Source organism: Cellulosimicrobium sp. SJTW-1 (assembly GCF_047716875.1).
Classification (GTDB): domain Bacteria; phylum Actinomycetota; class Actinomycetes; order Actinomycetales; family Cellulomonadaceae; genus Cellulosimicrobium; species Cellulosimicrobium funkei.
Window position 1 is genome coordinate 3356719 of record NZ_CP136680.1, and the last position, 26876, is coordinate 3383594.

The 26876-nt window shown below is 73.8% G+C and carries 28 protein-coding genes and 1 riboswitch; of the genes, 12 read left to right on the forward strand and 16 right to left on the reverse strand.

Annotation, left to right across the window (positions count from 1 at the left end):
• Positions 1-10: 10 nt before the first annotated feature.
• The 4 genes from ehuA to RSE42_RS15080 form a co-directional block, all read right to left on the reverse strand.
• Positions 11-772, reverse strand: coding sequence for an ectoine/hydroxyectoine ABC transporter ATP-binding protein EhuA (gene ehuA / locus RSE42_RS15065; RefSeq protein ID WP_034654335.1), 762 nt, complete (start codon positions 770-772; stop codon positions 11-13).
• A gap of 85 nt (positions 773-857) precedes the next feature.
• Positions 858-1499: an ectoine/hydroxyectoine ABC transporter permease subunit EhuD gene (gene ehuD, locus RSE42_RS15070; RefSeq protein WP_034654309.1), complete on the reverse strand. Its 642-nt coding sequence runs from the start codon at positions 1497-1499 to the stop codon at positions 858-860.
• The gene (gene ehuC / locus RSE42_RS15075) at positions 1496-2224 is read right to left on the reverse strand and encodes an ectoine/hydroxyectoine ABC transporter permease subunit EhuC (RefSeq protein WP_034654311.1); all 729 of its coding nucleotides are present in this window, start codon (positions 2222-2224) and stop codon (positions 1496-1498) included. The genes ehuD and ehuC overlap by 4 nt, the downstream gene beginning before the upstream one ends.
• A gap of 10 nt (positions 2225-2234) precedes the next feature.
• Positions 2235-3194, reverse strand: a complete 960-nt coding sequence (locus RSE42_RS15080; protein ID WP_415296904.1) for a transporter substrate-binding domain-containing protein — start codon at positions 3192-3194, stop codon at positions 2235-2237.
• Positions 3195-3427: 233 nt separating this feature from the next.
• Here RSE42_RS15080 and RSE42_RS15085 point away from each other — a divergent pair, with 233 nt between their 5' ends.
• On the forward strand, positions 3428-4192 hold the full coding sequence (locus RSE42_RS15085; RefSeq protein ID WP_415296906.1) for a GntR family transcriptional regulator: 765 nt from the start codon (positions 3428-3430) through the stop codon (positions 4190-4192).
• 28 nt (positions 4193-4220) lie between these two features.
• Here RSE42_RS15085 and RSE42_RS15090 read toward each other — a convergent pair whose 3' ends face one another.
• Both RSE42_RS15090 and RSE42_RS15095 read right to left on the reverse strand, forming a co-directional pair.
• Positions 4221-4760: a dihydrofolate reductase gene (locus tag RSE42_RS15090; RefSeq protein WP_415296908.1), complete on the reverse strand. Its 540-nt coding sequence runs from the start codon at positions 4758-4760 to the stop codon at positions 4221-4223.
• Positions 4760-5554, reverse strand: coding sequence for a thymidylate synthase (locus tag RSE42_RS15095; RefSeq protein ID WP_085388668.1), 795 nt, complete (start codon positions 5552-5554; stop codon positions 4760-4762). Before RSE42_RS15095 ends, RSE42_RS15090 begins: the two co-directional genes overlap by 1 nt.
• A 268-nt stretch (positions 5555-5822) precedes the next feature.
• On the opposite strand from RSE42_RS15095, the gene RSE42_RS15100 reads away from it, so the two are divergent.
• Positions 5823-7244, forward strand: coding sequence for an NAD(P)/FAD-dependent oxidoreductase (locus RSE42_RS15100; RefSeq protein ID WP_415296910.1), 1422 nt, complete (start codon positions 5823-5825; stop codon positions 7242-7244).
• Positions 7245-7263: 19 nt separating this feature from the next.
• Here the strand turns inward: RSE42_RS15100 and RSE42_RS15105 are convergent, their stop codons facing one another.
• Positions 7264-8172: an RNA polymerase sigma-70 factor gene (locus tag RSE42_RS15105; RefSeq protein WP_175008963.1), complete on the reverse strand. Its 909-nt coding sequence runs from the start codon at positions 8170-8172 to the stop codon at positions 7264-7266.
• 53 nt (positions 8173-8225) lie between these two features.
• Positions 8226-8969, reverse strand: a complete 744-nt coding sequence (locus RSE42_RS15110) for an SDR family oxidoreductase (RefSeq protein ID WP_034654320.1) — start codon at positions 8967-8969, stop codon at positions 8226-8228.
• A gap of 167 nt (positions 8970-9136) precedes the next feature.
• Between RSE42_RS15110 and RSE42_RS15115 the strand changes: the two genes are divergently transcribed.
• The 3 genes from RSE42_RS15115 to RSE42_RS15125 are packed head-to-tail and all read left to right on the forward strand — an operon-like array spanning position 9137 to position 11083.
• Positions 9137-9655 (forward strand): OsmC family protein, encoded by a 519-nt coding sequence (locus RSE42_RS15115; protein WP_081599963.1) that lies wholly within the window; start codon positions 9137-9139, stop codon positions 9653-9655.
• 22 nt (positions 9656-9677) lie between these two features.
• The gene (locus RSE42_RS15120; protein ID WP_415296912.1) at positions 9678-10595 is read left to right on the forward strand and encodes a hypothetical protein; all 918 of its coding nucleotides are present in this window, start codon (positions 9678-9680) and stop codon (positions 10593-10595) included.
• Between the two features lie 11 nt (positions 10596-10606).
• Positions 10607-11083, forward strand: coding sequence for an SRPBCC family protein (locus tag RSE42_RS15125; RefSeq protein WP_051028110.1), 477 nt, complete (start codon positions 10607-10609; stop codon positions 11081-11083).
• 108 nt (positions 11084-11191) lie between these two features.
• Here RSE42_RS15125 and RSE42_RS15130 read toward each other — a convergent pair whose 3' ends face one another.
• A complete protein-coding gene (locus RSE42_RS15130) occupies positions 11192-12127 on the reverse strand; it encodes a PadR family transcriptional regulator (protein ID WP_249356028.1) in 936 nt (311 codons plus the stop codon).
• Positions 12128-12430: 303 nt separating this feature from the next.
• Between RSE42_RS15130 and ddaH the strand changes: the two genes are divergently transcribed.
• The 5 genes from ddaH to RSE42_RS15155 all read left to right on the forward strand — a co-directional run bounded on the left by ddaH (position 12431) and on the right by RSE42_RS15155 (position 18062).
• On the forward strand, positions 12431-13360 hold the full coding sequence (gene ddaH, locus RSE42_RS15135; RefSeq protein ID WP_034651230.1) for a dimethylargininase: 930 nt from the start codon (positions 12431-12433) through the stop codon (positions 13358-13360).
• Positions 13357-14661, forward strand: a complete 1305-nt coding sequence (gene rocD / locus RSE42_RS15140) for an ornithine--oxo-acid transaminase (protein WP_415296915.1) — start codon at positions 13357-13359, stop codon at positions 14659-14661. Before ddaH ends, rocD begins: the two co-directional genes overlap by 4 nt.
• Positions 14662-14671: 10 nt before the next feature.
• Positions 14672-15955: an aminotransferase class I/II-fold pyridoxal phosphate-dependent enzyme gene (locus RSE42_RS15145; RefSeq protein WP_114554252.1), complete on the forward strand. Its 1284-nt coding sequence runs from the start codon at positions 14672-14674 to the stop codon at positions 15953-15955.
• Positions 15956-16209: 254 nt separating this feature from the next.
• Positions 16210-17211 carry a daunorubicin resistance protein DrrA family ABC transporter ATP-binding protein gene (locus RSE42_RS15150; RefSeq protein WP_034651234.1) on the forward strand — a complete coding sequence of 334 codons (1002 nt, stop codon included), beginning with the start codon at positions 16210-16212 and terminating at the stop codon, positions 17209-17211.
• On the forward strand, positions 17211-18062 hold the full coding sequence (locus RSE42_RS15155) for an ABC transporter permease (protein WP_051028222.1): 852 nt from the start codon (positions 17211-17213) through the stop codon (positions 18060-18062). Before RSE42_RS15150 ends, RSE42_RS15155 begins: the two co-directional genes overlap by 1 nt.
• A 48-nt stretch (positions 18063-18110) precedes the next feature.
• Here the strand turns inward: RSE42_RS15155 and RSE42_RS15160 are convergent, their stop codons facing one another.
• The 3 genes from RSE42_RS15160 to RSE42_RS15170 form a co-directional block, all read right to left on the reverse strand.
• The gene (locus tag RSE42_RS15160) at positions 18111-19058 is read right to left on the reverse strand and encodes a universal stress protein (RefSeq protein WP_076406209.1); all 948 of its coding nucleotides are present in this window, start codon (positions 19056-19058) and stop codon (positions 18111-18113) included.
• A 187-nt stretch (positions 19059-19245) separates the two neighbouring features.
• Positions 19246-20058 carry a C40 family peptidase gene (locus RSE42_RS15165; RefSeq protein WP_369824948.1) on the reverse strand — a complete coding sequence of 271 codons (813 nt, stop codon included), beginning with the start codon at positions 20056-20058 and terminating at the stop codon, positions 19246-19248.
• 7 nt (positions 20059-20065) lie between these two features.
• Positions 20066-20255, reverse strand: a riboswitch (cyclic di-AMP (ydaO/yuaA leader).
• Between the two features lie 137 nt (positions 20256-20392).
• Positions 20393-21103, reverse strand: coding sequence for a metal-dependent transcriptional regulator (locus RSE42_RS15170; protein ID WP_021482469.1), 711 nt, complete (start codon positions 21101-21103; stop codon positions 20393-20395).
• 247 nt (positions 21104-21350) lie between these two features.
• On the opposite strand from RSE42_RS15170, the gene serC reads away from it, so the two are divergent.
• On the forward strand, positions 21351-22493 hold the full coding sequence (serC, locus tag RSE42_RS15175) for a phosphoserine transaminase (RefSeq protein WP_249356029.1): 1143 nt from the start codon (positions 21351-21353) through the stop codon (positions 22491-22493).
• Between the two features lie 93 nt (positions 22494-22586).
• Here the strand turns inward: serC and RSE42_RS15180 are convergent, their stop codons facing one another.
• Entirely contained in the window at positions 22587-23933 is a 1347-nt protein-coding gene (locus RSE42_RS15180) for an MFS transporter (RefSeq protein WP_415296919.1), read from the reverse strand.
• The gene (locus RSE42_RS15185; RefSeq protein ID WP_021483075.1) at positions 23930-24388 is read right to left on the reverse strand and encodes a MarR family winged helix-turn-helix transcriptional regulator; all 459 of its coding nucleotides are present in this window, start codon (positions 24386-24388) and stop codon (positions 23930-23932) included. Before RSE42_RS15185 ends, RSE42_RS15180 begins: the two co-directional genes overlap by 4 nt.
• 107 nt (positions 24389-24495) lie before the next feature.
• On the opposite strand from RSE42_RS15185, the gene RSE42_RS15190 reads away from it, so the two are divergent.
• On the forward strand, positions 24496-24960 hold the full coding sequence (locus RSE42_RS15190) for a hypothetical protein (protein WP_415296921.1): 465 nt from the start codon (positions 24496-24498) through the stop codon (positions 24958-24960).
• A 72-nt stretch (positions 24961-25032) separates the two neighbouring features.
• On the opposite strand, the gene RSE42_RS15195 is transcribed toward RSE42_RS15190, so the two are convergent.
• Together RSE42_RS15195 and RSE42_RS15200 are read right to left on the reverse strand one after the other, a co-directional pair.
• The gene (locus tag RSE42_RS15195; protein WP_415296923.1) at positions 25033-25776 is read right to left on the reverse strand and encodes a DUF6270 domain-containing protein; all 744 of its coding nucleotides are present in this window, start codon (positions 25774-25776) and stop codon (positions 25033-25035) included.
• A 10-nt stretch (positions 25777-25786) separates the two neighbouring features.
• Positions 25787-26866, reverse strand: a complete 1080-nt coding sequence (locus tag RSE42_RS15200; protein WP_415296925.1) for an LCP family protein — start codon at positions 26864-26866, stop codon at positions 25787-25789.
• Positions 26867-26876 lie beyond the last annotated feature (10 nt).

The following is a 26876-nucleotide window of genomic DNA, read 5'->3' on the forward strand; positions in this document are numbered from 1 at the left end:
CGCCGACTGCTCAGGCCCCGAGGACGGCGCGGAGGAACTCCTGGGTGCGCTCGTGCCGCGGCGAGGTGAACATCGTCTCGGGGTCGGCCTCCTCGACGATGCGACCGTGGTCGAACATGAGCACCCGGTGCGAGACGTCGCGCGCGAACTGCATCTCGTGCGTGACGATGAGCATCGTGATGTCCGTCGTCTCCGCGACCTCGCGCAGGACGCCGAGCACGTCGGCGACGATCTCGGGGTCGAGAGCGGACGTCACCTCGTCGAGGAGGAGGATCTCCGGGTCCATCGCGAGCGCCCGCGCGATCGCGACACGCTGCTGCTGGCCGCCGGACAGCTGCGTGCAGCGGGCGTCGCGCTTGTCCGCGAGCCCGACCTGCTCGAGCAGCTCCTCCGCACGGACCGTCGCCTGCGCGCGGGTGAGGCCGAGCACGTGCATCGGCGCCTCGACGATGTTCTCCAGCACGGTCATGTTCGGGAAGAGGTTGAACTGCTGGAAGACCATGCCGACGCGGCGCCGGATCGGGCGCCGACGCTTCTCGGGGATCGCGACCCGCTTCCCGTTCCGCATCTCGTGCGTGTACGGGTCGCCGTCGACGAGGATGATCCCGCCGTCCGCCTCCTCGAGGGTCATGAGGAGCCGCAGGATCGTCGTCTTCCCGGACCCGGAAGGCCCGATGAGCGTGACCCGGTCGCCGCGCGCGACACGGAAGTCGAGCCCGTCGAGCACGGTGTTGTCGCCGAAGCGCTTGACGACCCCCCGGAACTCGATCATGGGGACCACGTCGGGGTCGACGGAGGCCGTCTGGGCGGGGGACGTCGCAGGGACCGGCGTGCGGGCACCCTCGGGCGCGGTGGTCTCAGGCAAGGCGATTCTCCAATCTGCGGACGAGGAGCGAGGTCGGGTAGCTCGCCAGGAGGAAGAGCAGGCCGACCATCGTGAGCGCCTCGGTGTAGACGAACGTGCGGGCCCCGAACTGCTGCGCGGCGGTGAACATCTCCACGACGCTGATCGCGAAGAGGAACGGGGTCTCCTTGAACATGGAGACGGCGTAGTTCCCCAGCCCCGGCAGCGTCTTGCGGATCGCCTGCGGCAGCACGACCGCGCGCCACACGCGCGACCGCGGCAGGTCGAGCGCCTTCGCGGCCTCCCACTGGCCGCGGGGGACGGCGTCGATCCCCGCCCGGTAGACCTCCGACATGTAGGTCGCGTAGTGCACGCCGAGCACCGCGCAGCCGACCACCAGCGCCGGGACGCCCGGCAGCATGAGATAGACGAACACGAGCTGCACGAGCAGCGGCGTCGACCGGACGAACTCCACGACGAGGCCCACGGGGGCGCTGACCCACCGCGACGGCGAGCGTCGCACCAACGCGACGAGGAGTCCGAGCACCGCGGCGATCGCCGTGCCGACGACCGTCGCGAGCAGCGTGATGCGAAAGCCCTCCAGGATCGGCGGGAGCGCCTGCGCGGCACGTTCCCAGCTCCAGACGTCGTTCACGCGGCACCTCCCCTCGCCGTGGCCGGGACCGGTGCGAGGCGGAGCACCTCACGGAGCGACGGTCCGCGGCCGAGCCGGTGCTTCGCCCGGACCTCGAGGGCGTTCATGCCGAGCGTCAGCGCGTAGGCGAGCGCGAAGTAGACGAGCAGGCCTACGGAGTAGGAGAAGAACGTGTCCTGCGTGCCGCGGCGGAGCTGCTCGATGAAGTAGTTGACGTCGTGCAGCAGGATGTAGGTGGCGAGCGCGGACCCCTTGAGGAGCTGGATCAGCAGGTTGGTCAGCAGCGGGATCATGAGCGCCCACGCCTGAGGCAGGATCACGCGGCGCAGCCGGTGCACGGGACCGAGGTCGAGCGCGACCGCCGCCTCCCACTGCCCGCGCGGCACGGCGTTGATCGACCCGCGGACCACCTCGGCTCCGTACGCGCCGTAGTTGAGCCCGAGCGCGAGGATGCCGCACGCGAGGGACTCCATGCGGAAGCCGAAGACCGGCAGGACGTAGAAGAGCCAGAAGAGCTGGACGACGAGCGACGTGCCGCGGAAGAACTCCACGACGACGCGTGACGGGCCACGGACCCACAGGCGGTGCGCACGCGAGCCGAGACCGAGCAGCAGCGCCAGGACGAGAGCGAGCGCGGCACCGCCCAGCGTGAGCTGGAGGGTGACCAGCACGCCCTCGCCGAGCCGCGGCAGCGCGTCGAGCAGCGTGCTGAGGTTGTCGGACACCCGGCGTCCCTCAGGAGCCCGCGCCGAGCTCCGGGGCGAGCTCGGTGGCGAGGGCGTCGAGGTCGCCGGCGCAGAGCTTCTCCGTGGTGAGGCCCTCCACGGGACGCTCGGACGCGGTGAAGCCGAACTCCCCCACGATCTCCAGATAGCGGTCCTCGTCGGCGACGATCTCGGCGAGCTTCTCGTTGTACGCCTCGAGCAGCGCGGTGTCGCTCGTGCGGAAGACCGTCCCGCCGGCACCGATCTGGGGGACGCCGTCGATCTCGGCGACGAACGACTCGGTGACCTCGACCGGGGCGTCGGAGCTGTCCGCGAGGTGGTTGAGCGAGATGCCGGTGAGGGCGAAGGCGTCCGCGCGCCCGGCGACGACGGCGTCGAGGCCGTCCTGCGGCGAGCCGACCTCGAGGTTCTCGATGCCGAGCTCTCGGGCGTAGTCGCCCTCGATGGCACCCGTCATCGTTGCCAGCCGGACACCCGCGTCGGCGGCGGACTGCATGTCCGTCAGGCCGTCAGGGTTCCCCGCGGGCGTCATGAACGCGGTGGTGTACATGAACTCCGGCTCGCTGAAGGCGGCTTGCGCGCAACGGTCCGGGAGGATCGACATCCCGGCGCTGACGGCGTCGAACCGGTTCGCGGTGAGCCCCGGGATGAGGGAGCCGAACTCGGTGTTCACACCCTCGACCGTCTCGATCCCCAGCTCGGCGAAGATCGCGCGGTGGAGCGCGACGGTCGCCCCGGTGAGCTCCCCGCCCTCCTCGTAGCTGTAGGGGGCCTCCCCGGCGAAGCCGACGGTGATGGTGCCGCGGTCCTGGAGCGCCTCCAGCGCGCCGCCGTCCGCGGACGCGGTCCCGGGCTCGCTGGCGCCACCCCCGTCGACGCTCGTGCAGGCCGCGGTGGCGGCGAGGAGGACGACGGTGCCGGCACCCAGCAGGGCGCGGCGCCGGTGCGCGGTGGTTCGCGTGGAAGTCATGGTTCCCTTCGTGCCCGTCGACGCCGGGGCGTGACGGTCATGGCTGGTTGGACGGTCGACCACGTTAGCCTTCTGTCGACCGTTCGACAATCGAACGGTCAGAGCGTCTGATTGTCTACAATCGATGCCCACGTGCGCGTTCGTCCGATCGAGCGTCGCCGACAGGGGATGATGTGATACCCGATCGTGACCTCGATCGACCGCACGACCACGACCTCGGAGGGAGAGAGCCGATGAGCCCGGCCTCGCGCGCACCGCTCACCGCACCGTTCCTCTCGCCGGTGACCCGACCCTCGACGGTCGACCTCATCGCGCGCGAGCTGCGCGACGCGATCTACTCCGGCGCGCTGCGCGTCGGATCACCCATCCGCGAGGTCGAGATCGCCGGGCAGCTCGGCGTGAGCCGCGGCCCCTTCCGCGAGGCGGCCCAGCGGCTGGTCCAGGAGGGCCTGCTCACCGCGACGCCGGGACGCGGCCTGAGCGTCGTGACCATCGGGCGCGACCGCATCCCCGCGCTCTACGCCGCGCGCACCAGCGTCGAGACCGCCGCGGCGCGGCTCGCCGTCGCCCGCGCCTCCGAGACCGACGTCACGTCCGTCCGCACCGCGTACGACGCGCTCGTCACGGCCGGAGCCTCCCAGGACCCTCGCCGCATCGGCGACGCCGACCTCAACCTGCACTGGGCGCTCGTCGCGGCGGGAGGGAACCCGTGGCTCCTGCGGTGGATGACCACCCTCATCGTCGAGGTGCGCGTCGCCAGCTTCACCGTGAGCGACGAGTACGCCGTGCGTGCCGACTCGGCGGCGTCCCACGAGGAGATCGTGACCCGCCTCGAGCAGCGGGACGCCGACGGCCTGGTCACGGCGATCACCGCCAACCTGGACGCGGCGGTCGCGCGGCTCACCGCCCCGCAGGACGCCGACGTCGAGACGCTCGAGGAGCCCCACCCCGTCCCGCCGCCGCGCCTCGACCCCATCGAACCGACCGGCCTGCTCTGAGCCGCACGCTGCGGTCGCGCGGGTCTGATCAGCGAGACACGACGACGACGCGGTACCGCGTGCCCGTCTGCGAGACCTGCCACTCCCCGACGTCGCGCACGCTGCCCGCGGGGATCTCGGGCGCGTACGTGTCACCCTCGACCACGGTGTCGATCTCGGTGACCACGCACCGGTCCGCGTCGGCGACGGTCGCGGCGTAGAGCTGGGCGCCGCCCATGACCCACACCTCGTCGGAGCCGCTCGCGCGGGCCGCGGCGCGAGCGTCCGCGAGCGCCGCGTCGACCGACCCGGCCACGCGCACGGGCGCGCCGCCCTCGCCGACGGGGCGGCCGCCGTCGGGCACCCATGCCTCCTGGCGCGTGACGACGACGTTGAGGCGCCCCGGCAGGGGCCGGAACCGCGGCGGGAGCGAGTCCCACGTGCGGCGGCCCATGACCACGGGGTGGCCCGACGTGACGCGTCGGAAGTGCGCGAGGTCCTCGGGCAGGTGCCACGGCATGGTGCCGCCCGCGCCGATGACGGGCCGCCCGGCGGCGTCGCGCGCCTGGGCCCAGATCAGTCCCAGCATCAGACCGCGATCGGCGCCTTGATCGTCGGGTGGTGCTGGTACCCGACGACCTCGATGTCCTCGTACTCGTAAGCGTCGATCGAGTCGCGGGGCGCGAGGCGCAGGGTCGGGTACGGGTACGGGTCGCGCGTGAGCTGCTCGCGCACCTGCTCGACGTGGTTGTCGTAGATGTGCACGTCACCGCCGGTCCAGACGAAGTCGCCGACCTCGAGGCCGGTCTGCGCGGCGACCATGTGGACGAGCAGCGCGTACGACGCGATGTTGAACGGCACGCCGAGGAACAGGTCTGCCGAGCGCTGGTAGAGCTGGCACGACAGCTTCCCGTCGGCCACGTAGAACTGGAAGAACGCGTGGCACGGCGGCAGCGCCATGTTCTCGATCTCCCCGACGTTCCACGCGGAGACGATGTGCCGCCGCGAGTCGGGGTTCGCCTTGATCTGCTCGATCACCTGCGCGACCTGGTCGACGTGGCGGCCGTCCGGCGTCGGCCACGAGCGCCACTGCACGCCGTAGACGGGTCCGAGCTCGCCGTCGGCGTCGGCCCACTCGTCCCAGATGCGCACGCCGCGCTCCTGCAGCCAGCGCACGTTCGAGTCGCCGCGCAGGAACCACAGCAGCTCGTACGCGACGGACTTGAGGTGCACGCGCTTGGTCGTGACGAGCGGGAAGCCCTGCGCGAGGTCGAACCGGAGCTGGCGGCCGAACACGCTGCGCGTGCCGGTCCCCGTGCGGTCGCCCTTGGGCGTGCCGTGCGCGAGGACGTCGCGCAGGAGGTCCTCGTACGGGGTGGGCACGGGCCCGGGCGCGCTGCCCGACGGCGCACGCTCGCCCTCGGTCGCCACGGCAAGGGTCGAGGAGGGTGCGTCGGGGGCCACGGTCGCCAGTGTCGGTCGTCGCCACGGGGTGGGTCAAACACCGCGGCCGGCCAGTCCCCACGTCGACGGTCCGCGACCTCGCGGCCTCGCGGCCGGCGTGACGCACGTCATGTCACGCGACGACGTCCGGATCGGTCGGAGGGGTAGGGACGTCGGAGAGGCGCCCACAAGCACCAGGAGGCTCGTGATGGAACGGATCGTCGTCGTCGGCGGGGGCTACGCCGGGTTCACCGTGGCCCGGGAGCTCGAGAAGGACCTGCGGCGCGAGCTGCGGCGCGGCGAGGTCGAGCTCGTCCTGGTCGACCCCCGCCCGTACATGACCTATCAGCCGTTCCTGCCCGAGGTGGTCGCGGGCTCGGTCGAGGCACGCCACGCAGCGGTCTCGCACCGACGCCACCTGCGCCGGACGCGCCTCGTCGACGGCACGGTCACGCGCATCGACCACGCGGACCGCGCGGTCGTCGTGCAGCCCCGGTCCGGTCCGGCGTACCGGCTGCCGTACGGCACCGTGGTCGTCACCGCAGGCGCGGTGACGCGAGTCTTCCCCGTCCCGGGCGTCGCAGAGCACGCGATCGGCCTCAAGCACGTCGAGGAGGCCGTCGCCGTCCGAGACCGCCTGCTCACGTCGTTCGACCGTGCCGCGAGCCTGCCGCGGGGTCCGGAGCGCGAGCGCCTGCTCACCGTGACGTTCGTCGGCGGCGGGTTCTCCGGGGTCGAGGGCTTCGCCGAGCTCCTGTCGCTCGCGCACGACCTCCTGCACCTCTACCCCGAGATCGCGGCGCCCGAGGTGCAGTTCCACCTCGTCGAGCGGAGCCCACGGATCCTGCCCGAGGTCACCGACCGCCCCGGCCGCTGGGTGGTCGGCCGGCTCGAGGCCCGCGGGGCGCACGTCCACCTGGGGGCCGGGCTCGAGTCGGCCGAGGGCGGCGTCGTCCGGCTCTCGACCGGGGAGGAGTTCGCCTCGGGCCTCCTCGTGTGGACGGCGGGGAACGCCGCGAACCCCGTCGTCGCGACGCACACCGACCTGCCCGTGGATGCTCGGGGGTACGTCGTCACGCGAGCGGACCTCCGGGTCGGCACCGGCGACGAGCTCGTCCCGGACGCCTGGGCCGCGGGAGACGGGGCAGCCGTGCCGGATCTCTCGACCGCCCGACCGGGTGCGCTCACCGTGCCCAACGCGCAGCACGCCGTGCGGCAGGGGCGACGCCTCGCGCGCAACCTGGTCGCCGTCCGACGTGGGCGCCGGACCCACCCCTACCGGCACGGCAGCCTCGGTGTCGTGGCGACGCTCGGGATCGGGACGGGCCTGTTCGAGTACCGCGGGCTCGTCGTGCGCGGGGCGCTCGCCTGGCTCGCGCACCGCGGGTACCACGTGCTCGCGATCCCCACCTGGGAGCGGAAGGTCCGGGTCCTGGCGGTCTGGCTGACCGCGGCGGTCTTCGGACGCGACGTCGTCTCGCTCAGCGCCGTGCAGCGTCCGCGCGCCGCGTTCGTCGCAGGCGTGCCGCGGGCGGACGTCGGCTCCACCGAGGCGAGCACCGCCGGGCACGCCGACGCCGCGGCACGGGCTGCGGCGACGCACGGCGACGAGCCGGCTCGCGTCGCCTGACGCGGTACGCGGCCGCGCGTCAGCCCGCGGCCGCGTAGCCGCCGAGCTTCTCCGGGTTCACCTGGAGATACACGTGCTCGATCCCGCGCGCCGTCACGTCGAGCGACACCAGGGCGAACGGCGCGTCGTCGACGACGACGAGGAGCGCGGGGCGACCGTTCGCCTCGACGACGTGCACCACGGCGTCCGCCCAGTACTTGCGCCACACGTTGTCGAGGAACAGCGACACCCGCGCGAGCCCGACGAGCTCGACGCGCGACGCGTGCACCTTCCCGCCGCCGTCAGGGCGGGCGACCACGTCGTCGGCCAGGTACCGCTCGAAGCGGGCCAGGTCGCCGTCGTGCGCGGCGGCCACGAACTCGTCGAGCAGCCGACGGTGCTCTCCGGGGTCGACCGGGACCGCCGGGCGCGCGCCGAGCCGCTCCCGCGCCCGACGCGCGAGCTGCCGGGCGTTCGCCTCCGTCAGGTCGAGGATCTCCGCGACGCGCCGGTACGGGTAGTCGAACGCCTCGCGGAGCACGTAGACGGCGCGCTCGACCGGCCCGAGCCGTTCGAGCAGCACGAGGGTCGCGATCTCAAGCGCCTCGGCCCGCTCCGCGCCCAGGGCGGGGTCGTCCGAGGTGTCGACGGGCTCGGGGAGCCACGGACCCACGTACGTCTCGCGGCGCGCACGGGCGGACGTCGCGGCGTTGATCGCGAGCCGCGTCACCGTCGTCGTGAGGAACGCCGCCGGGTTCCGCACCACGGACCGGTCCGTGCCCTGCCAGCGGACCCACGCCTCCTGCACGACGTCCTCCGCCTCCGTCGCGCTGCCGAGCATGCGGTAGGCGATGCCGAAGAGCCGGGACCGGACGCTCAGGAACGCGTCGAGAGCCCCCTCGTCCTCCCGGACGACGGGGCTCTCGGGCGTTCGTGGGCCGAGACTCATGCCGCCACGCTACGACGCGGACCAGGCTCGCGCGGCCCTGCCGCACGACGACGTCACGCGACGCGCTCCGCGTGCTGCGCGAAGGTCGTGGCACCTCGCAGGGACTCCCCCCGGGGCACGAGCGCGTCCTCGACGAGCTGCGCCCCGAAGTAGGTCGCCTCCGGGTCCGCGACCACCTCCCGGTCGTCGCCCTGCGCCGCGAGCGCCTCGCGGACGAACTCGTCGAAGCGGAACCGCTCCGGCCCCGCGAGCTCGACGACGTCCGCGAGCGGCACACCCGTCGCGACGTCGGCCACGGTGCGCGCGACGTCCGCCGAGGCGACGGGCTGGAACGCGACGGGCGGGATGTGCACCACGCCGTCGACGGTCGCGCCGTCCGCGATGGAGCGCGCGAACTCGAAGAACTGCGTCGCGCGCACGACCGACCACCCGTGCCCGGAAGCACGCACGAGCCGCTCCTGGGCGACCTTGGCCCGCAGGTAGCCGGCGTCGGTCCGGTCCGTGCCGACGATCGACAGGACGACGTGGTGCCCGATCCCGGCGCGGGCCTCCGCGTCGAGGAGCGTGCGCGTGGACGTTGTGAAGAAGCGCAGCACGTCGTCGTCCGCGAACGACGGCGAGTTCGACACGTCGACGACTACGTCCGCACCCGCGAGCGCCTCGTCGACACCCGCGCCGGACAACGTGTCCACGCCGGTGCTGGGCGCGGCGACGACCACCTCGTGCCCGGCGTCGCGCACGTCCTGCACGACCTGGCTCCCGATCAGCCCGGTGCCTCCGACGACGACGACTCTCATGATGTCTCCTCTCTCCGGCGCGGCGGGTGCCGCGCACCACCCTCACGACCGGACGACCGTCCCCGGTGTGACAGGCACGCGCGCGCGGGAATCGCGCGCGCCCGCCGCACGTTCCCCGGAGGGCGGACGCCCCGACGCCGCGACCCGACGAGTGCGAGGATTCACGCATGACGACGCAGCCTGCCGAGAGCTCCCTGAACGCCGCCGACGAGGCCGCGCACGACGTCCCCGCGCCGTCGCCCGCCCCGGCCGACGCGCTGTGGGTCGAGCGCACGGGCACCCGCACGTACACGGGCCGGTCGGCGCGCGGCGCCGAGGTCTCGATCGGCCCGGCGAGCGAGGGTGCGGTGTTCACGCCCGGCGAGCTGCTGAAGATCGCCCTCGCCGCGTGCGCGGGCATGAGCACGGACCGCACGTTCGCCCGCCGCCTCGGCGACGACTACGCCGTGACGATCCACGTCCAGGGCGACAAGCTCCTCGAGGAGGAGCGCTACCCGAAGATCACGGGCACGTACGACATCGACCTCACGTCGCTCGACGACGACGCGCGCGACCGTCTCGTCACTGTCGCCGCGCGAGCGATCGACAAGGCGTGCACGGTAGGACGGACGGTCAAGGCCGGTGCCGAGGTCGAGTACCTGTTCCAGCCGGAGGGTGCCGGCCGCGAGGTCGAGACCCAGGCCTGACCACGGGATGACGGGAGGCGCCATGGCGCACCAGCAGGACCCCTCGAGAAGCCCCGTGCCGCGCGGCGGCGCGCCCGAGTACGGGACCCCGCCCCGGGACGCCGGGCGCAGGGACCTGTCGACGCAGGACGCGGTCGAGTGGTCCGCCTACCGGCCGACCCCGCTGCTCGACGCCGCGCTCGACAAGGCCGTGACCATCCCGTCGCACGTCATCCGGGCGCACGTCGACTCGGTGCGCCGTCGCAACCCCGAGGCGAGCCCCGCGCAGATCGTCCGGATCCTCGAGCGCGAGTACCTGCTCGTCATCCAGACGGCGGGCGGCGCCGTCGGCGCGGCGGCCGCCTTCCCGGCGGTCGGGACGGGCGTGGGGATCGCGCTGACGTCGAGCGACGTCGCGACGTTCTTCGCGTCCTCGGCGGCCTTCGCGCTCGCGGTCGCGGACGTGCACGGGATCGCGGTGGACGACGTGGGCCGCCGTCGGGCGCTCCTGCTCGCCACGGTGCTCGGCGAGAAGGGCGCGCGCGACGTCGAGCGCGCGACCCAGGGGTCGGGCCTCGCGTGGGGCAAGGTGCTCCTGACGAGCATGCCCGCCGGGACGCTCGTCAAGGTCAACAAGGCGCTCGGCAACCGGTTCCTGCGCACCCAGCTCGCGAAGCAGTCCGGCCTCGCGCTCGGCCGGCTCGTGCCGTTCGGCGTCGGCGCCGTCGTGGGCGTGGCGGGGGCGCGGGCGCTCGGGCACGGCGTGATCGCCCAGTCGCGGCGCGCGTTCGGGCCGCCGCCGTCGGTGTTCGGCCGGCTCCTCGAGGTCGTGGAGTCGCCCGTGCAGGACGCACCGCCGCGGCTCGTCCCCGTCCCCGAGGACGCGGAGCCGCGCCGCCGTCGTCGGCTGCTGCCGGGGCGGGGACGGCGCGACCGCTCCCCCGCCCGCGACGCCGAGTGACGACCCGGGGCGTGCGGCGCGTCGCCGTCGCGCGCGAACTCGACGTCGACGCGTCCGTCGCGTTCGCGTGGGTCGCGGACCCGCGGACCCACCCGCGGTTCATCCCCCTCACCGTGATGACGACCCCGGCGGGCCGGGGCCCCGAGGTGGGCGACCGGTTCACCATGGTGAGCGGCCCGCTCGTCCGGCGCACGGGCCGCGGATTCCCGGACCGCATGGTCGTCGAGTCGCTCGACCGCCCGTCCGTGGCGGCGGGCCGCCCGGGCAGCACGCGGATCCGCAAGCTGGGCCCGGCGCTGCTCGGCGACGCGGGCTTCGAGGTCGTGCCGCTCGGCACGGGCCGCTGCCGGGTCGTGTGGTGGGAGGAGGCGTACCTCGCCGGTCCCGTCCCCCGCGGGATCACGGCGCCCCTCGTCGGGGTCGCGCTGCGCGTCATGATGCACGTCTCGCTGCGCCGCCTCGACGCGCGCCTGCGCGCCCGCCGGTAGCCGCGAGCGGCCTGGCTGCCGGGCCGCGCCCCGCGCACGCGACGGACCGGGGCCCCACGGGACCGACCAGCGTCGGTACCGCGCGACCCCGGGTCCGGGGTGGTGGGTTCAGGCCGTCGGCCCGTCCTCCACCGGGGCGTCCTCCACCGAGGTGTCCTCCGTCGGGCTGCCCGACGGCGCACGGTCGCCCGCGGCGGTCGTCGTGGCACCCGGCGCAGCGCCGGGCGAGGTGCCGGGCACGGCCGGGCCCGCGAGGATCAGGTAGAGCTCGCGACGCGTGCGCTCCAGGAGCTCCGCAGCGGCCGTCGTCTGCTCGTCGGTGCCGGTGCGGGCGACCTGGTGGACCGCCGCCGCCACGGCCTCGACGCCTGCGCGCAGCTCGCGCCGCGGGCGGCCGCCGCGACCGGCGGCGTCGGCGAACGGGTCGCCCAGCTCGTCGGCGTGCTCCGCGACGTACGCGGTGCCCGCCTCGGTGAGCGTCGCGAGGCGGCGCCCGCCGTCGGCCGAGAGCTCGACGAGCCCCTCGTCCTGGAGCAGGTTCAGGGCCGGGTAGACCGCGCCGGGGCTCGGGCGCCACTGGCCCTCGCTGCGCTCCGCGATCTCCTGGATGACCTGGTACCCGTGCATGGGCTGCTCGGCGAGGAGCAGCAGGACGGCGGCGCGGACGTCGCCGCGGCCGGCGCGCCCGGGGCCGCGACCGCGGCCCCCGTGCCGGCGACCGCCGTGACCGGGGCCGAAGCCGGGCCCGCCCGGGCCGAACCCGGGGCCTCCCGGGCCGAACCCGCGACGGTCGTCGGCCGGACCGCCGGGGCCGAAGCCCCGGCCGCCGTCGGCCGGTCCGCCGAACCCGCGTCCGCCACCGCGGCGGGCTCCGCCGCGGCCACGGGGGCCGTCGCCGCGGAACCAGCCCGCGTCGTCGGGCACGGGCGGGAAGCCGTCGCGACGACGGCGGTCCGGGCGCGGCCCGGGTCGCTCGCCGAACGGCTGGGACATGTTCTGGACGTTCTCCGGGGTCCTGCCCCGGTGCTGGTGTGCGTGGTGCATGAGAGGTGTCTCCTGTCCGTGGATGCTCGAGGGCTCCGGGTGGTCCGCGGAGCGTGGCGGGCCGGCCGCGCGGTCGTCGCGAGCCGCGTCTCGGGCTCAGCGATACGGTAACGATATATCGATAGAATATCGCTGTCAACACCCTTGCTGCTTGCGTGCCGTCCCAGGACGCGCACACCTCCCGGACGTACGCTGACTTCCAGCAGCCAACCGGCAGCCACCAGCAGCACCGGGCGCATCCCCCGTCCGGCACCCACCCGGGCCGCACCACCCCGGCGGCCCGGCTCCCGCGAGGAGGCGGCGATGCGCCCAGGCCAGCCCCGGCACTACCTGATGTGCCGGCCTACGTACTTCACCGTCAGCTACGAGATCAACCCCTGGATGGACCGGCGCACACCGGTCGACACCGCGCTCGCGGTCGCGCAGTGGGAACGCCTGCGCGACACCTTCCGCGACCTCGGCCACACCGTCGAGACGATCGACCCCGTCCCCGGCCTGCCGGACATGGTCTACGCGGCCAACGGCGCGACCGTCGTCGACGGCCTCGTCTACTCCGCGCGCTTCACCCACCCGGAGCGCGGGCCCGAGGGCGCCGCCTACCTCAAGTGGTTCGCCGACCACGGGTACGTCACGCACCTCGCGGAGCACGTCAACGAGGGCGAGGGCGACCTGCTGCTGGCCGGCGACGTCGTGCTCGCCGGCACCGGCTTCCGCACCGAGCGCGCCGCGCACGCCGAGGCCGCGGCCCTGTGGGGCCGGGAGGTCGTGACGCTCGAGCTCGTGGACCCGCGGTTCTACCACCTGGACACGGCGCTCACCGTGCTGCGCGGCAACGAGGGCACCGCCGGCACCCCGGGGGCCGACGACGGCGCGCACCTCGACGACGCCGCCCACCCCGCGCTCACCGGCCCGCCGGCCGTCGACGTCGTCTACCTGCCCGCCGCGTTCTCCCCCGCCGCGCAGGAGGTGCTGCGCGAGCGCTACCCCGACGCGCTCCTCGCGACCGAGGAGGACGCCGCCGTGCTCGGCCTCAACGCCGTGAGCGACGGGACGCACGTCGTGCACTCGCCGCGTGCGGGCCGGCTCGCCGCGGCGCTGCGCGAGCGCGGCTACGAGACGGTCGCGGTGGACACGTCGGAGCTCCTGCGCGGCGGCGGCGGGGCGAAGTGCTGCACGCTCGAGATCCGCGAGCCCGCCGTCCACGCCGCGGCGCCGGCCGGGAGCGCGTCGTGACCGCCCAGGAGGTCCGCGCGTCGGACGGCGGCACGGGCGCAAGCAGCCCCAGCGACCCGCTCGACAGCGGCCGGTCGGCCGACGGCAGCGGCGGCGGCGCGCTCGCGAACAACTACCACCCGCTGCCCGTGACGGTCGCGAGCGCCGAGGGGTCGTGGGTCACCGACGTGACCGGTCGCCGCTACCTCGACCTCCTCGCGGGGTACTCGGCGCTCAACTTCGGGCACCGGCACCCCGCGCTCGTCGACGCCGCCACGCGCCAGCTCGGTCGCGTCACGCTCACGTCGCGCGCGTTCGACCACGACCTCCTGCACCCGTTCGCCGAGGCGCTCGCCGCGCTCGTCGGTCCGCTCACCACGGGCGGGGAGGACTCCCTCGTGCTCCCGATGAACACGGGCGCGGAGGCCGTCGAGACCGCGATCAAGACGGCGCGCAAGTGGGGCTACGACGTCAAGGGCGTGCCCCCGGGCGAGGCGACGGTCGTCGTCGGCTCCGGGAACTTCCACGGCCGCACGACGACGATCGTGTCGTTCTCCGACGACCCCGACGCCCGGCGCGGGTTCGACCCGTACACGCCGGGGTTCCGGCTCGTGCCGTACGGCGACGCCGACGCGGTCGCCGCCGCGATCGACGACACGACCGTCGCGGTGCTCCTGGAGCCGGTGCAGGGCGAGTCCGGCGTCGTCGTGCCGCCCGACGACTACTGGCCGCGCCTGCGCGCGATCACGACCGCGCGGGACGTGCTCCTCGTGGCCGACGAGATCCAGTCCGGCCTCGGGCGCGCCGGGGCGACGCTCGCGACCGAGACGTGGGGCGTGCGGCCCGACCTCGTGACCCTCGGCAAGGCGCTCGGCGGCGGGATCGTGCCGGTCTCGGCCGTCGTCGGGCGGCGCGACGTGCTCGAGGTGCTCACGCCCGGGACGCACGGCAGCACGTTCGGCGGCAACCCGCTCGCGTGCGCGGTCGGGCTCGCGGTCGTCGAGCTGCTGCGCACGGGCGAGCCGCAGCGACGCGCGCGCGAGCTCGGCGCCGGGTTCCAGGACCGGCTCGCCGGGCTCGTCGACGGGGGCCTGCTCGACGGCGTCCGCGGCCTCGGCCTGTGGGCGGGCCTCGACCTCGACCCGGCGCGCGGGACGGGCCGCGACCTCTGCGAGGCGCTGCTCGCGCGCGGCGTCCTCGCCAAGGACACGCACGGCTCGACCATCCGCCTCGCTCCCCCGCTCACCATCGCGGCCGAGGACCTCGAGACCGGGCTGTCCGCCCTGGAGGACGCCCTGACGGACCTGGCACGGGGTCGGTAGAGTCCGGAGGGTGACCACGCCCGAGCCCACCGCACCCGGTACCACCACCCTCGCGTCGTCCCTCGACGACCTGCGTCGCGCGTACGCCGACCTGCAGGCGCTGGGGCTGAAGCTCGACCTCACGCGGGGCAAGCCCTCGGCCGAGCAGCTCGACCTCTCCGAGGCCCTGCTCGCGCTCCCGGGCGAGGGCGTGCACACGGACGCCGACGGCACGGACGTGCGCAACTACGGCGGCCTCGAGGGGCTGCCCCAGCTCCGGCGCATCTTCGCCGAGCTGCTCGGCGTGCCCGTCGAGCAGCTCCTCGCGGGCGGCAACGCGAGCCTCACGCTCATGTACGACACGCTCGTGTACGCGACGCTCTTCGGCGTCCCCGGGTCCGAGCGCCCGTGGGGCCGCGAGGAGAAGGTCCGCTGGATCTGCCCCGTGCCCGGCTACGACCGCCACTTCTCGGTGTGCGAGGCGCTCGGCATCGAGATGGTCACCGTCCCCATGACGGCGGACGGCCCCGACGCCGCGGCCGTCGCCGCGCTCGTCGCCGACGACCCGACGATCAAGGGCATGTGGGTCGTGCCGACGTACGCGAACCCCGACGGCTCGGTCGTCACGGAGGAGGTCGCGCGGGCGCTCGTGTCCGTGCCCGCCGCCGCCCCCGACTTCCGCATCCTCTGGGACAACGCGTACGCCCTGCACCACCTCACCGACGACGAGGTCCGCAGCGCCGACGCGATCGCGCTCGCCGCCGAGGCCGGCCACCCGGACCGCGTGATCCTCTACGCCTCGACGTCGAAGATCACGTTCGCCGGCGCGGGCGTCGCGTTCCTCGCGTCGTCCCCCGCGAACGTCGCCTGGTACAAGAAGCACCTGTCCGCCCAGTCCATCGGCCCGGACAAGGTCAACCAGCTCCGGCACGCGTTGTTCTTCGGCGACGCCGACGGCGTGCGGGCCCACATGCGCAAGCACCGCGACATCATCGCCCCCAAGTTCGACGCCGTGACGAGCATCCTCGCCGACCGCCTCGGCGGCACGGGCGTGGCGTCGTGGACCGAGCCGAAGGGCGGCTACTTCGTCAGCCTCGAGGTCGTGCCGGGCACCGCGTCGCGCGTCGTCGAGCTCGCGAAGGCCGCCGGCATCGCGCTCACGCCCGCGGGCGCCCCGTTCCCCTACGGCAAGGACCCGGAGGACAAGGTCCTCCGCCTCGCCCCGACCCTCCCCCCGATCGAGGAGGTCCGCGTCGCGATGGACGGCGTCGCGACGTGCGTCCTCCTCGCGGCCGCGGAGCACGCCGCTCGGTAGACGGCCCCGGACCCGCGAGGTAGAGCCTCCGGTCGCGACGTAGAGCCCCCCGGGTTCTCCCTCGCGGCCGGGGGCTCTACCTCGTTCCGGCGCATCTCTTCGCTCCTGGCGCATCGCGCTGGTCAGCTTCCCCTCGTCCGGCGCACGATGAGGGAGGGTGCACGACCGATGAGTTCTGCCGGCCCGGGCGGTCGGTGGGTGCGTGGGTGGCCCGGACGCTCCGGGCGGCCCGTCGGAAACGGCCAGGAGGGGACATGACCGAACCTGCACGCGGCGACCTCGCCGTCGAGGCGCGCGGCCTCGTCAAGCACTTCACGACCGGGAAGTCGGTGACCAAGGCGGTCGACGGCATCGACCTCCTCATCCCCGAGGGCACCGTGTTCGGCGTCCTCGGGCCGAACGGCGCGGGCAAGACGACCGCCGTCCGCATGCTCGCGACGCTCCTGCGCCCCGACGCGGGCACGGCGCGCGTCCTCGGCCACGACGTCGTGCACGACGCCGACAAGGTGCGTTCCGTCGTCGGGCTCACCGGGCAGTACGCGTCGGTGGACGAGGACCTCACGGGCACGGAGAACCTCGTCATGCTCGCGCGGCTGTACGGGTTCCTCGGCGGTACGGCACGCGGTCGCTCGGCGGAGCTGCTCGACGCGTTCGGGCTCGGGGACGCGGGCGACCGCCAGGTGAAGACGTACTCGGGCGGCATGCGGCGGCGCATCGACCTCGCGGCGAGCCTCGTCATGAGCCCGCGCGTCATCTTCCTCGACGAGCCGACCACCGGGCTCGACCCGCGCAGCCGCAACCAGGTGTGGGACATCGTGCGCGTGCTCGTCGCCGACGGCGCGACCGTGCTGCTCACGACCCAGTACCTGGAGGAGGCGGACCAGCTCGCCGACCGCATCGCCGTGATCGACCACGGCAAGGTCATCGCGGAGGGCACCGCGACCGAGCTCAAGCGGTCGGTGGGCGAGGGCGCGGTCCACCTGCGCCTCGCCGACGCGACGCAGCGGGGCCGGGCCGCGGAGGTCGTGGGCGCGCTGCTCGGCACGGACATCACGCTCGCGAACGACCCGTACGCCTTCACCGCGCGCGTGCCCGACGACGGCGCGGCGGACGTCGCGCGGATCCTGCCCGCCCTCGGCGACGAGGGGATCGTGGTGCCCGAGTTCACGCTGGGGCAGCCGAGCCTCGACGAGGTCTTCCTCGCGCTCACCGGTCAGCCCATGGACGACGACGAGACGATCGAGGAGGTGGCCTGATGGCCGCGGACCCCACGACCACCGCCGCGGAGCTGCGCGCCCCGGAGGCGAACGCGCTGCGCGCGGCGGTCGCGCTCGACCGGCGACCGGACCGGCCGTCGCCCGTCTCGGCGACCCTGACGTACACGTGGCGCGCGCTGCTCAAGATCAAGCACGTGCCAGAGCAGCTGTTCGACGTCACGGTCTCGCCGATCATCTTCACGCTGATGTTCACGTACCTGTTCGGCGGCGCGCTCGCCGGCGACGTGCAGAGCTACCTGCAGTTCCTGCTGCCCGGCATCCTCGTGCAGGCCGTGCTCTTCACGACGATCTACACGGGCTACACGATGAACACGGACATCAGCAAGGGCGTGTTCGACCGGTTCCGGTCGCTGCCCGTGTGGCGGCCCGCGCCGATCGTCGGCGCGCTGCTCGGCGACACCGTGCGCTACACGATCGCCTCGGTCGTGACCCTCGCGCTCGGCCTCGTGCTGGGCTTCCGCCCGCCGGGCGGCGTCGTCGGCGTGGTCCTGGGGATCGTGCTGCTGCTGGTGTTCGCGTTCGCGCTCAGCTGGGTGTTCACGGCGCTCGGGCTCGTGCTGCGCTCCCCCAACGCCGTCATGGGCACGTCGATGCTCGTGCTCATGCCGCTCACGTTCGCGTCGAACATCTTCGTCGACCCGTCGACGATGCCCGTCGTGCTGCAGCGCTTCGTCGACGTCAACCCGGTCACGCACCTCGTCACCGCGGTGCGCGGGCTCATGGCGGGCGAGCCCGCGACGGAGGGGATCGTGTGGGTCCTCGTGGCGTCCGTCGTGCTCACCGCCATCCTCGCTCCGATCACCATGCGGCTGTACCGCAACCGGAGCTGACCGCCCGCCCGGGCACCACGCGCCGTGGTGCCCCGGCGGGCCGGCGGCTCAGCCCTCCTGGGCCGCCGGCTCGTCGTCCTCGCACTTCTTGGTCACGACCATGACGGGGCACGCGGAGTGGTGCAGCACGGCCTGGCTCGTGGAGCCGAGCAGCAGGCCGCGGAACCCGCCCCGCCCGCGCGAGCCCACGACGATGAGGTCGGACGCCGTGGAGAACTCCGTGAGGAGCTCGGCACCCGTGCCGTCGAGCACGATGCGCTTGATCGTGAGCCCGGGGTGCTCCGCCTCGTGGCGGTCGATGATGACGTTCAGCCCCTCGGTGACGTCGGCCAGCACCTGCTCGTGGTCGATCGACGCCGGCAGCCACGCGAGGAGGCCCGCACCGGCACCGACGGGCACGCCGGCCACCGCGACGAGCTCGGCGTCCCAGGCGCGGGCCTGACGGATCGCGTGCCGCAGCGCGATCTCCGCGGACGGCGACCCGTCCACCCCGACGACGATCCGGCGCAGGTCCCGCACCGGCGGCAGCTCCTGCGCGCCGCCCTCGTCGTCCTTCCCGCCCGCGCGGTACGGCACGACGACCGTCGGGCAGTGCGCGTGCGCGGGCAGCGCCGAGGAGACGGTGCCGAGCAGCCGCTCGGTGAAGCCGCCGCGCCCCCGCGTGCCGACGACGACGAGCGCGTGCTCGCGCGACATCTCGACGAGGACCCCCGCGGCGTCGCCGGTCGTGACGGTCGCCGTCGTCCGGACCCCGGCGCCCTCGGCGCGGGCGCGAGCCTCTTCCAGGACGGCGCGCGCGCCCTCCTGGATGGCCGAGTCGTCGAGGGCCGCGTAGCCGCCGTCGAGCGACGCCGCCGTGAACGACGGCAACGAGTAGGTGCACACGATGTGGAGGGGCCACCCCACGCGCAGCGCGTACGCCGCGGCCCAGTCCAGGGCGTGGAGGCTCGGCGCCGAGCCGTCGACACCGACGAGGACGGATTCCGTGCGGGTCATGAGCGACTCTCCTCTCGACGGCCCGGTGCCATCGGACGACCAACCTAGCCGAGACCAGGCCCGGCCGTCCGTCTGCCACGAGTCACGAACACGTCAAGAATGCCACGAACCCCGCCCGCTCGCGCAGAGTGCGAGCGGACGGGGTTCGTCCAGCCAGTGACCGCGGGGGTCCTGATCGGGTGAGCGATCAGGCCACGCGGATGAAGGTGGGGTTCGACTGCCAGATCTGGCGGAACTGGACCGACTTCCCGGGACGCGGGGCGTCGATCATCATGTTGTCGCCCGCGTAGATGGCGATGTGGCCCGGCGTCCAGATGAGGTCGCCCGGCTGCGCCTGGTCGCGCGACACCTTGGTGCCGACCGAACCCTGGGCGCCCGACGTGCGCGGCAGGTTGATGCCGACCTGCGCGTAGACGTAGCTGGTGAAGCCCGAGCAGTCGAAGCCGTCGGGGGTGGTGCCGCCGTAGACGTACGGGACGCCCACATAGCGGGCCGCGATCGAGACGATCGACGAGCCGTGCGCCGACGCGGGGGCGCCGACGGACGCCTCCTGCTGGGCCGGAGCCTGCGACTCGTCGGACGACGACGACTGCGTGGACTGGCGCTCCTGCGTGCGGCTCGTCTGCGTGGTGCGGACGGGCTCGGGCTCGGGCTCCGGCTCCGGCTCGGGGGCCGGGGTCACGGTGACCGGGGCCTCCTCGATGGTGAACGCCGCGTCGGCCGCGACGGTCACGGCCGGGGCGGCCTCGAGGGCCTGGCGGGCCTGCGCGGTGAGGGCGCTGAGGTCGACGGCGTTGAGCTTGCCGGACTCGTTGTCGACCGGGGCGGCCGTCGCGGGGGCGGCGGCGCCGATCATCGAGACGATGAGGCCGGAGGACGCGGCGACGACGGCGGTACGACGACCGACGCTCGACATCTGGTCCGATGCGGCCTGGGCGATGGTGCTGAGTGGCGTCACGGGACGCCGCGCCGCGCGGTGGCGGGCGCGAGTCGTGCTCACGGTCACTGTTGCCTCTCCTGGACGCCTGCGAGGTCAGCTGTCGGGTTCGGGTGGAAGAGTCACCCGGCCCGGCGGACCGGAGTCCGTCGGGCTTCACCCCAAGGGCGCTGTCTCCAGCACCCGGAAGTGGGTCCCCCGTCCCTGTCATCGGGTCGTCGTGGGCCTCTCGCGGTGACAGGGTTAGGCGTTCCGCGCGAGGTCTCCGCCAGATGGGTATCCCGACGGAGCAGGACGACCGTACAGGACCCCTCGGCAAAAGTCACGTTCCCATTACGACGGAACGCGGCTCCACGCATCGCCGCAGGTCACAGCGTTTCCCCCGGTGAACGGGCGGCTATCCGCGGGCGACGAAGAGGTGGCGCGCGACGTCGTCGGGCAGGTCGAGGACGACCGGCGCACCCTCTCCCTGCACGGTGACCCCGCCGGCCGGCGCCGGGCGCACCACGAGCGTGCGGCGCGGCAGCACCCCGGCCTGGGCGAACCGCGCGAGGAGCTCGACGTCGACCTGGACCGGCTCGGCGATCCGCTGGAGCACGACGCGCACCTCGCCGCCGCCGAGACCGTGCTGGGCGAGGTGGACGGGGAGCGACACGACGCCGTCGAGGAAGTCGACCTCCTCGAGCTGCTCCCCGAGCTCCGGCAGGCCCGGGATGGGGTTGCCGTACGGGTCGAAGTGCGGGTGGTCGAGCAGCCCGAGGAGCCGCTCCTCGACGAGCTCGCTCATCACGTGCTCCCAGCGGCACGCCTCGGTGTGCACGTACTCCCAGTCGAGCTTGATGACGTCTGTGAGGAGCCGCTCGGCGAGCCGGTGCTTGCGCATGACGCGCGTCGCCTTCTCGTGGCCCGCGGGCGTGAGCTCGAGGTGGCGGTCCCCCGTGACGACGACGAGCCCGTCGCGCTCCATGCGCGCGACCGTCTGCGACACCGTGGGCCCCGAGTGGCCGAGGCGCTCCGCGATGCGCGCGCGCAGAGGGACGATGCCCTCCTCCACGAGCTCGTAGATCGTCTTCAGATACATCTCGGTGGTATCGATCAGATCGGTCACGTCACGCTCCCAGTCGCTCGTCGGCTCGGGGCGCCCGGTCGTCGCTCCACGGGGCGCCTGCCCGCACCGGCGGGCCGCTGGGGGTCAGTCTATGGCGAGCCCGTGACCCGACCGGGGTGTCGTCCAGGGGCACCCGTGGTGCCTGGTGGCCCGCGCCTCCCCGCGGGCCCCCGGCGCGGGCCGTGCGGTGACGCACGGCCTGTGGACGAGGCTCCCGGGGCGCGCCGCGCGCGCGTAGGGTGACGCCGTGCCCGATCTCGCGAACACCTCGATCACGATCCCCTCGGACCTCCTGCCGGCCGACGGCCGCTTCGGGTCCGGGCCGTCCAAGGTCCGCGCCGCGCAGGTCCGGGCGCTGTCCGACGCCGGTACCTCCCTGCTGGGGACGTCCCACCGGCAGGCGCCCGTCCGGTCGCTCGTGCGCCGCACGCGCGAGGGCCTGGCCACGCTGTTCGCGCTGCCCGACGGCTACGAGGTCGTGCTGGGCAACGGCGGCTCCACGACGTTCTGGGACGTCGCGACGGCGTGCCTCGTCCGCTCGAGGGCGCAGCACGCGGCGTTCGGCGAGTTCGGCGCGAAGTTCGCCGCCGCGACCACCGCCGCGCCGTTCCTCGAGCCGTCCCAGGTGATCTCGGCCCCTGCGGGGACCGTCGCGCTCCCGGAGCCCGCCGACGACGTCGACGTGCACGCGTGGCCGCACAACGAGACCTCGACCGGCGCGATGGCACCCGTGCGCCGCGTCCCCGGCTCGCGCGAGCGCGGCGCGCTCACGCTCGTGGACGCCACGTCCGGCGCGGGCGCGATCCCCGTGGACGTCGCGGAGACCGACGTCTACTACTTCGCACCGCAGAAGGTCTTCGGGTCGGACGGCGGCCTGTGGCTCGCGCTGTGCTCGCCCGACGCGCTCGCGCGCGCGGACGAGGTCGAGAGCAGCGGCACGCGCTGGGTCCCGGAGTCGCTGTCGCTGCGCACGGCGGCGGCGAACTCGCGCCAGGACCAGACGCTCAACACGCCCGCGATCGCGACGCTCGTCATGCTCGCGGAGCAGGTGGAGTGGCTCCTGGGCAACGGGGGTCTGGAGTGGGCCGCCGCCCGGTCCGCCGAGTCGGCCGCGCACCTCTACGGGTGGGCGGACTCGCGCGAGTGGGCGACGCCCTTCGTCGCGAACCCGGCGGAGCGGTCGACGGTCGTCGGCACGATCGACCTGGACGACGCGATCGACGCGACGGCAGTCGTCGCCGCGCTGCGCGAGAACGGCGTGCTCGACGTCTTCCCGTACCGCAAGCTCGGCCGCAACCAGCTGCGTGTCGCCATGTTCCCGGCGATCGAGCCCGACGACGTCCGCGCCCTCACCGCGTGCGTGGACCACGTCGTCGACCACCTCGGCTGACGAGCGCGACCGAGGTCCGCGCCCAGCACGAGGCCGGTGCCGCCCGGGAGACCAGGGCGGCACCGGCCTCGTGGCTCGGCGGGAGGGGCGGCGTCAGGCCGCCCGGGCGGCCTCCTGCGCGTCCTCGGCCTCGATCCGGCGCCGCGCCTCGGCGCGGGCGGAACGGTCGGTCGGGGTCCCGGCGTCGAGGTAGCGCACCACGAGGTGCGGGCGCTGCAGGACGCGGTACCGGACCTCGAGGTGCCAGTTGCGCACGGCCCAGACGGCGGCGCCCACCGCGACGAGCGCGGCGGTGATCGACCCGACGCCGATCGCCCAGCGCGGGCCCCACGCCTCGGCGATCCAGCCGACGAGCGGGGAGCCGACGGGCGTCGCACCGAGGAACACGATCATGTAGAGCGACATGACGCGGCCGCGCATGACGGGGTCCACGGACATCTGGATGGTCGAGTTGGCCGCGGTCATCATGGTGAGCGACGCGAGCCCCACGGGGATGCACGCGACGGCGAAGCTCGCGTACGTGGGCATGAGCGCCATGACCCCCGTGGCGACGGCGAACCCGAAGGCGGACCCGATGACGAGCCGGACGCGCGGGCGCTCCCGGCGCGCGGCGAGCAGGGCCCCGGTGAGCGACCCGATCGCGAGGATGGACCCGAGGATCCCGTACTCCCCCGGACCCATGCCGAACTCGACCTTCGCCATCATCGCGGACGTGAGCTGGAAGTTGAGCCCGAACGTCGACACGACGCCGACGACGACCATGATGACGATGATGTCCGTCCGTCCGCGCACGTACCGGATGCCCTCGCGGATCTGACCCTTTTCTCGCGGGGCGCTCGGCAGCACGTGGAGCTCGCGCGTGCGCATGTACAGCAGCGCGAGGATCGTCGCCCCGAACGTCACGCCGTTGATGATGAACAGCCAGCCGGAGCCGACGGCCGCGATGAGCAGGCCCGCGACGCCCGGCCCGACGAGGCGCGCCGCGTTGAACGACGCGCTGTTGAGCCCGACGGCGTTGGAGAGCTTGTCGGCGGGCACCATCTCGGCGACGAACGTCTGGCGCACGGGGTTGTCGAACGCCGAGACGACGCCGAGCAGGCCGGCGAACACGTAGACGTGCCACAGCTCGACGTTCCCGGACAGCACGAGCGCGCCGAGGCCGAGCGCGAGCAGCCCCATCGCGCCCTGGGTGGCCATGAGGAGCCGACGGCGCGGGAGCCGGTCGGCGAGCAGGCCCGCCCACGCGGACAGGGCGAGCACGGGCGCGAACTGCAGCGCGGTGACGACGCCGACGGCGACGCCGGAGCTGTCGGTGAGGTCGCTGAGGACGAGCCAGTCCTGAGCGACGCGCTGCATCCAGGTGCCGACGTTCGCGACGAGCGCGGCGCCGAACCAGACGCGGTAGTTGTAGTACTGGAGGGAGGAGAACGTGGTGCTCATCGGGCGGCGATCCGGGTCAACAGCTCACTGGCGCGGGCCAAGGTCTCTCTTTCGTCAGGGGTGAGGGAGGACAGCTGCTGCGTGAGCCACGCGTCCCGGCGGCGCCGCGTCTCCTTGACCTCGCGCACGCCGGCGTCCGTGAGGCGCACGACGACCTGACGGCGGTCGCTCGCGTGCTCCCCCTTCTCGACGAGACCCATCTCGACGAGGGCGTTGACGGCGCGGGTCATCGACGGCGGCCGGACGCGCTCGTGCTCCGCGAGCTCGCTGGGCGACATGGCGCCGTGCTTGTGCAGCACGGTGAGGACGCCGAACCGCCCCTCGGGGAGGTCCGCCTCGCCGCGCTGGGCACGCAGCCGCCGGGAGATCCGGGTGAGTGCGACCCGCAGGTCGCCGCCGAGCGTCGCGGGCCGGTACTGGTTCCGGGTAGGAGCAGTGAGGTCCGCAGCAGGCATGATAGTTACCCTAACTCATTACCTTGGGTAAGAAAAGGTCTGCGGGCGGAGACGCCCGTCACGGCCAGGCGTCCGAGACGTCCCGCACGTCCGCTAGGGTGTGCGCCGTGCACCAGGAACTGACCCTCGCCGAGGCGCTCCACCTGCTCGGCCTCATGGGCCGCAAGCTCCCCTCGTTCGTCACGTCGGTGTCGGGACGCGGGGACGCACTCGAGGTCGTCGCCGACCCGCGCCAGGTGAAGCGCCTGCCCGCACCGCTCCGGCTCGCGACGCGCCTCGCCCCCACGGTCCGCGCCACGCTGCGCGTGGTCGACGTGCAGGACGGCGTCGCGACGATCTCCGTCGACGCGAGCGCCGGCGGCCTGCCCGCGCACAAGCTTCTCGGTCTCGCGGCGAGCCGGATCGAGTCCGTCGTCGCGGCGAAGGGTCTCCCCGCCGGGTCCGTGCGGGTGCTCCCGGACGCGCGCGTCGCGCTCGACGTCCAGCGTCTCCTCCAGGCACGCACCCCGGGTGCGCGGGTGAGCGGCGTGGCGTTCAAGGACGGCGTCGTCGTCCTCGACGGCGTCGCCTGACCCTTCCCGCGAGAGCCCGGCTCCGCGGGGGCCGCGTCCCCGCGGCGGGCCGGCAGCCTGCCGGGACCCGCGTCAGACGGCGGCGCGCGTCGCCTCGTCGAGGAGGTCGAGGAAGGCGCGGTAGTAGTCCTCGACGTAGTGGACCGGCGACGGGCCCCACCGGTGGGACGGGTCGCCGACCACGAGCCGGTCCGGGACCCGGAGGAAGCGCGCCTCGGGCAGGTCCTTGCGCATGCGCGCGTAGAGATAGGTGAGCGTGCGGTTCGCCGCCTCGACGCGCTGCTGGTCGAACGCCCCGCCCGCCGCGTCGCCCCGCGCCCAGTACGCCTCGTGCACGACGACGCGGCCCAGCCGGCCCTGCCGGCGTGCCGTGGCCACGAGCGCAGCCCAGCCGGCCTCCCACCGGACGAGGAACTCCGGCGACCCCGACGCGACGCGACGCGACGGCACGCCGTCGCCGCCGGCCCGCAGGAACTCCATGGAGCGCGTCGCCACCCCGCCGTCCGACCCGACCACGAGGTCGTACTGCTCGTCGACGAGGTCCAGCACGACGACGTCCGCGTCCGTCGTCCCGAGCCGCGCCGCGAAGTCCTTCCCCAGGTCCCGTTCGACCATGCGGCGCTGGAACGGGGACTCGACGCGGGCGACGTCGACCCCGGAGAGCCCCTCGGACGCGAACGCGGACGCCAGCGAGCTGCGTGCGTAGTAGTCGGCGAGGCGGAACCGCGTCTCCTCCGGCAGCGCGAACGCGTCGCGGGTGACGCAGCTCCCGTGGACGAGGACGCTGCGCTGCGGGCTGCTGGAGCGGTCGGTCACCGGCGCCCGATCACTTGACCGTGGGCGGCAGGACCTCGAGCGCCTCGGCGTTCTGGACGAGGTAGTCCCCGACGGAGTCGTTCGCGATCGACGCCATGAGCGGGTCGAACCGGGCACGGTCGAGCACGACGATCGACTGCCCGTCGGCGCTGCGCCCGGTCCCGGAGTTGGGCGCCGTCATGAACGTGACGTCGTTCGTGCTCAGACCGCGGGCGCTCATGTAGAGGTTCCGCATCTCGTCGATGGTCAGGCCGTCGTCGGTCGCCACGGACTCGCTCACCGCGGTGAAGAAGCGCGTCATCATCGCGACGTCGTTGCGGTTGTTGTTGATCTTGCCGAGCATCGCGCGCATCCAGTTCTGCTGGCGCTGCACGCGCCCGAAGTCGCCGTTCGACAGGCCGTGGCGCTGACGCGTGTAGGTGAGCGCCTCCTCACCCGTCATCTGGTGCACGCCCGCCTCGAAGAACACCTTCTTGCCGTCGCCGATGTCCTCCGGGATGCGGATCTGCACGCCGCCCAGCGCGTCGGTGAGGGTCGTGAAGGACTCGAAGTCGGTCACGGCGAAGTGGTCGATCCGCACCCCGGTGAGGTCCTCGACCGTCTGGATCATGAGGGGCGGGCCACCGTAGGAGAAGGCGGCGTTGATCTTCGCCTCCCCGTGACCGGGGATCGGGACCCACGCGTCGCGCGGGATGGAGACCACCTGCGCCGTCTGCCGGTCGGCCGGCAGGTGCACGAGCATGATCGCGTCCGTGCGCTGCGCGCCCGCCTCCCACTGGGAGGGGTCCCCCGCCGAGATACGGCTGTCGGAGCCGAGCACCAGGAAGTTCACGGCCTCGGTCGCGACCTCGGGGTCGCTCGGTGCCGGGTCGGGACGGTTCTCCAGGCCCTCGAACGGGTCGGCGAGCTTCTCGATGTTGCCGTCGAGCTGGCGCTGGAACCACCAGGCGCCCCCGACGCCGGCCAGGACGAGCACGGCGAGGAGCGACACGAGCACGACGAGCGCCGTCCGGCCTCCACGACGACGACGCGCGTGCCGCCGGTCGGCACGCGGCTCGGGCGAGGGGTCCGGGAACAGGGTGTCGGCCACGGCAGGCATC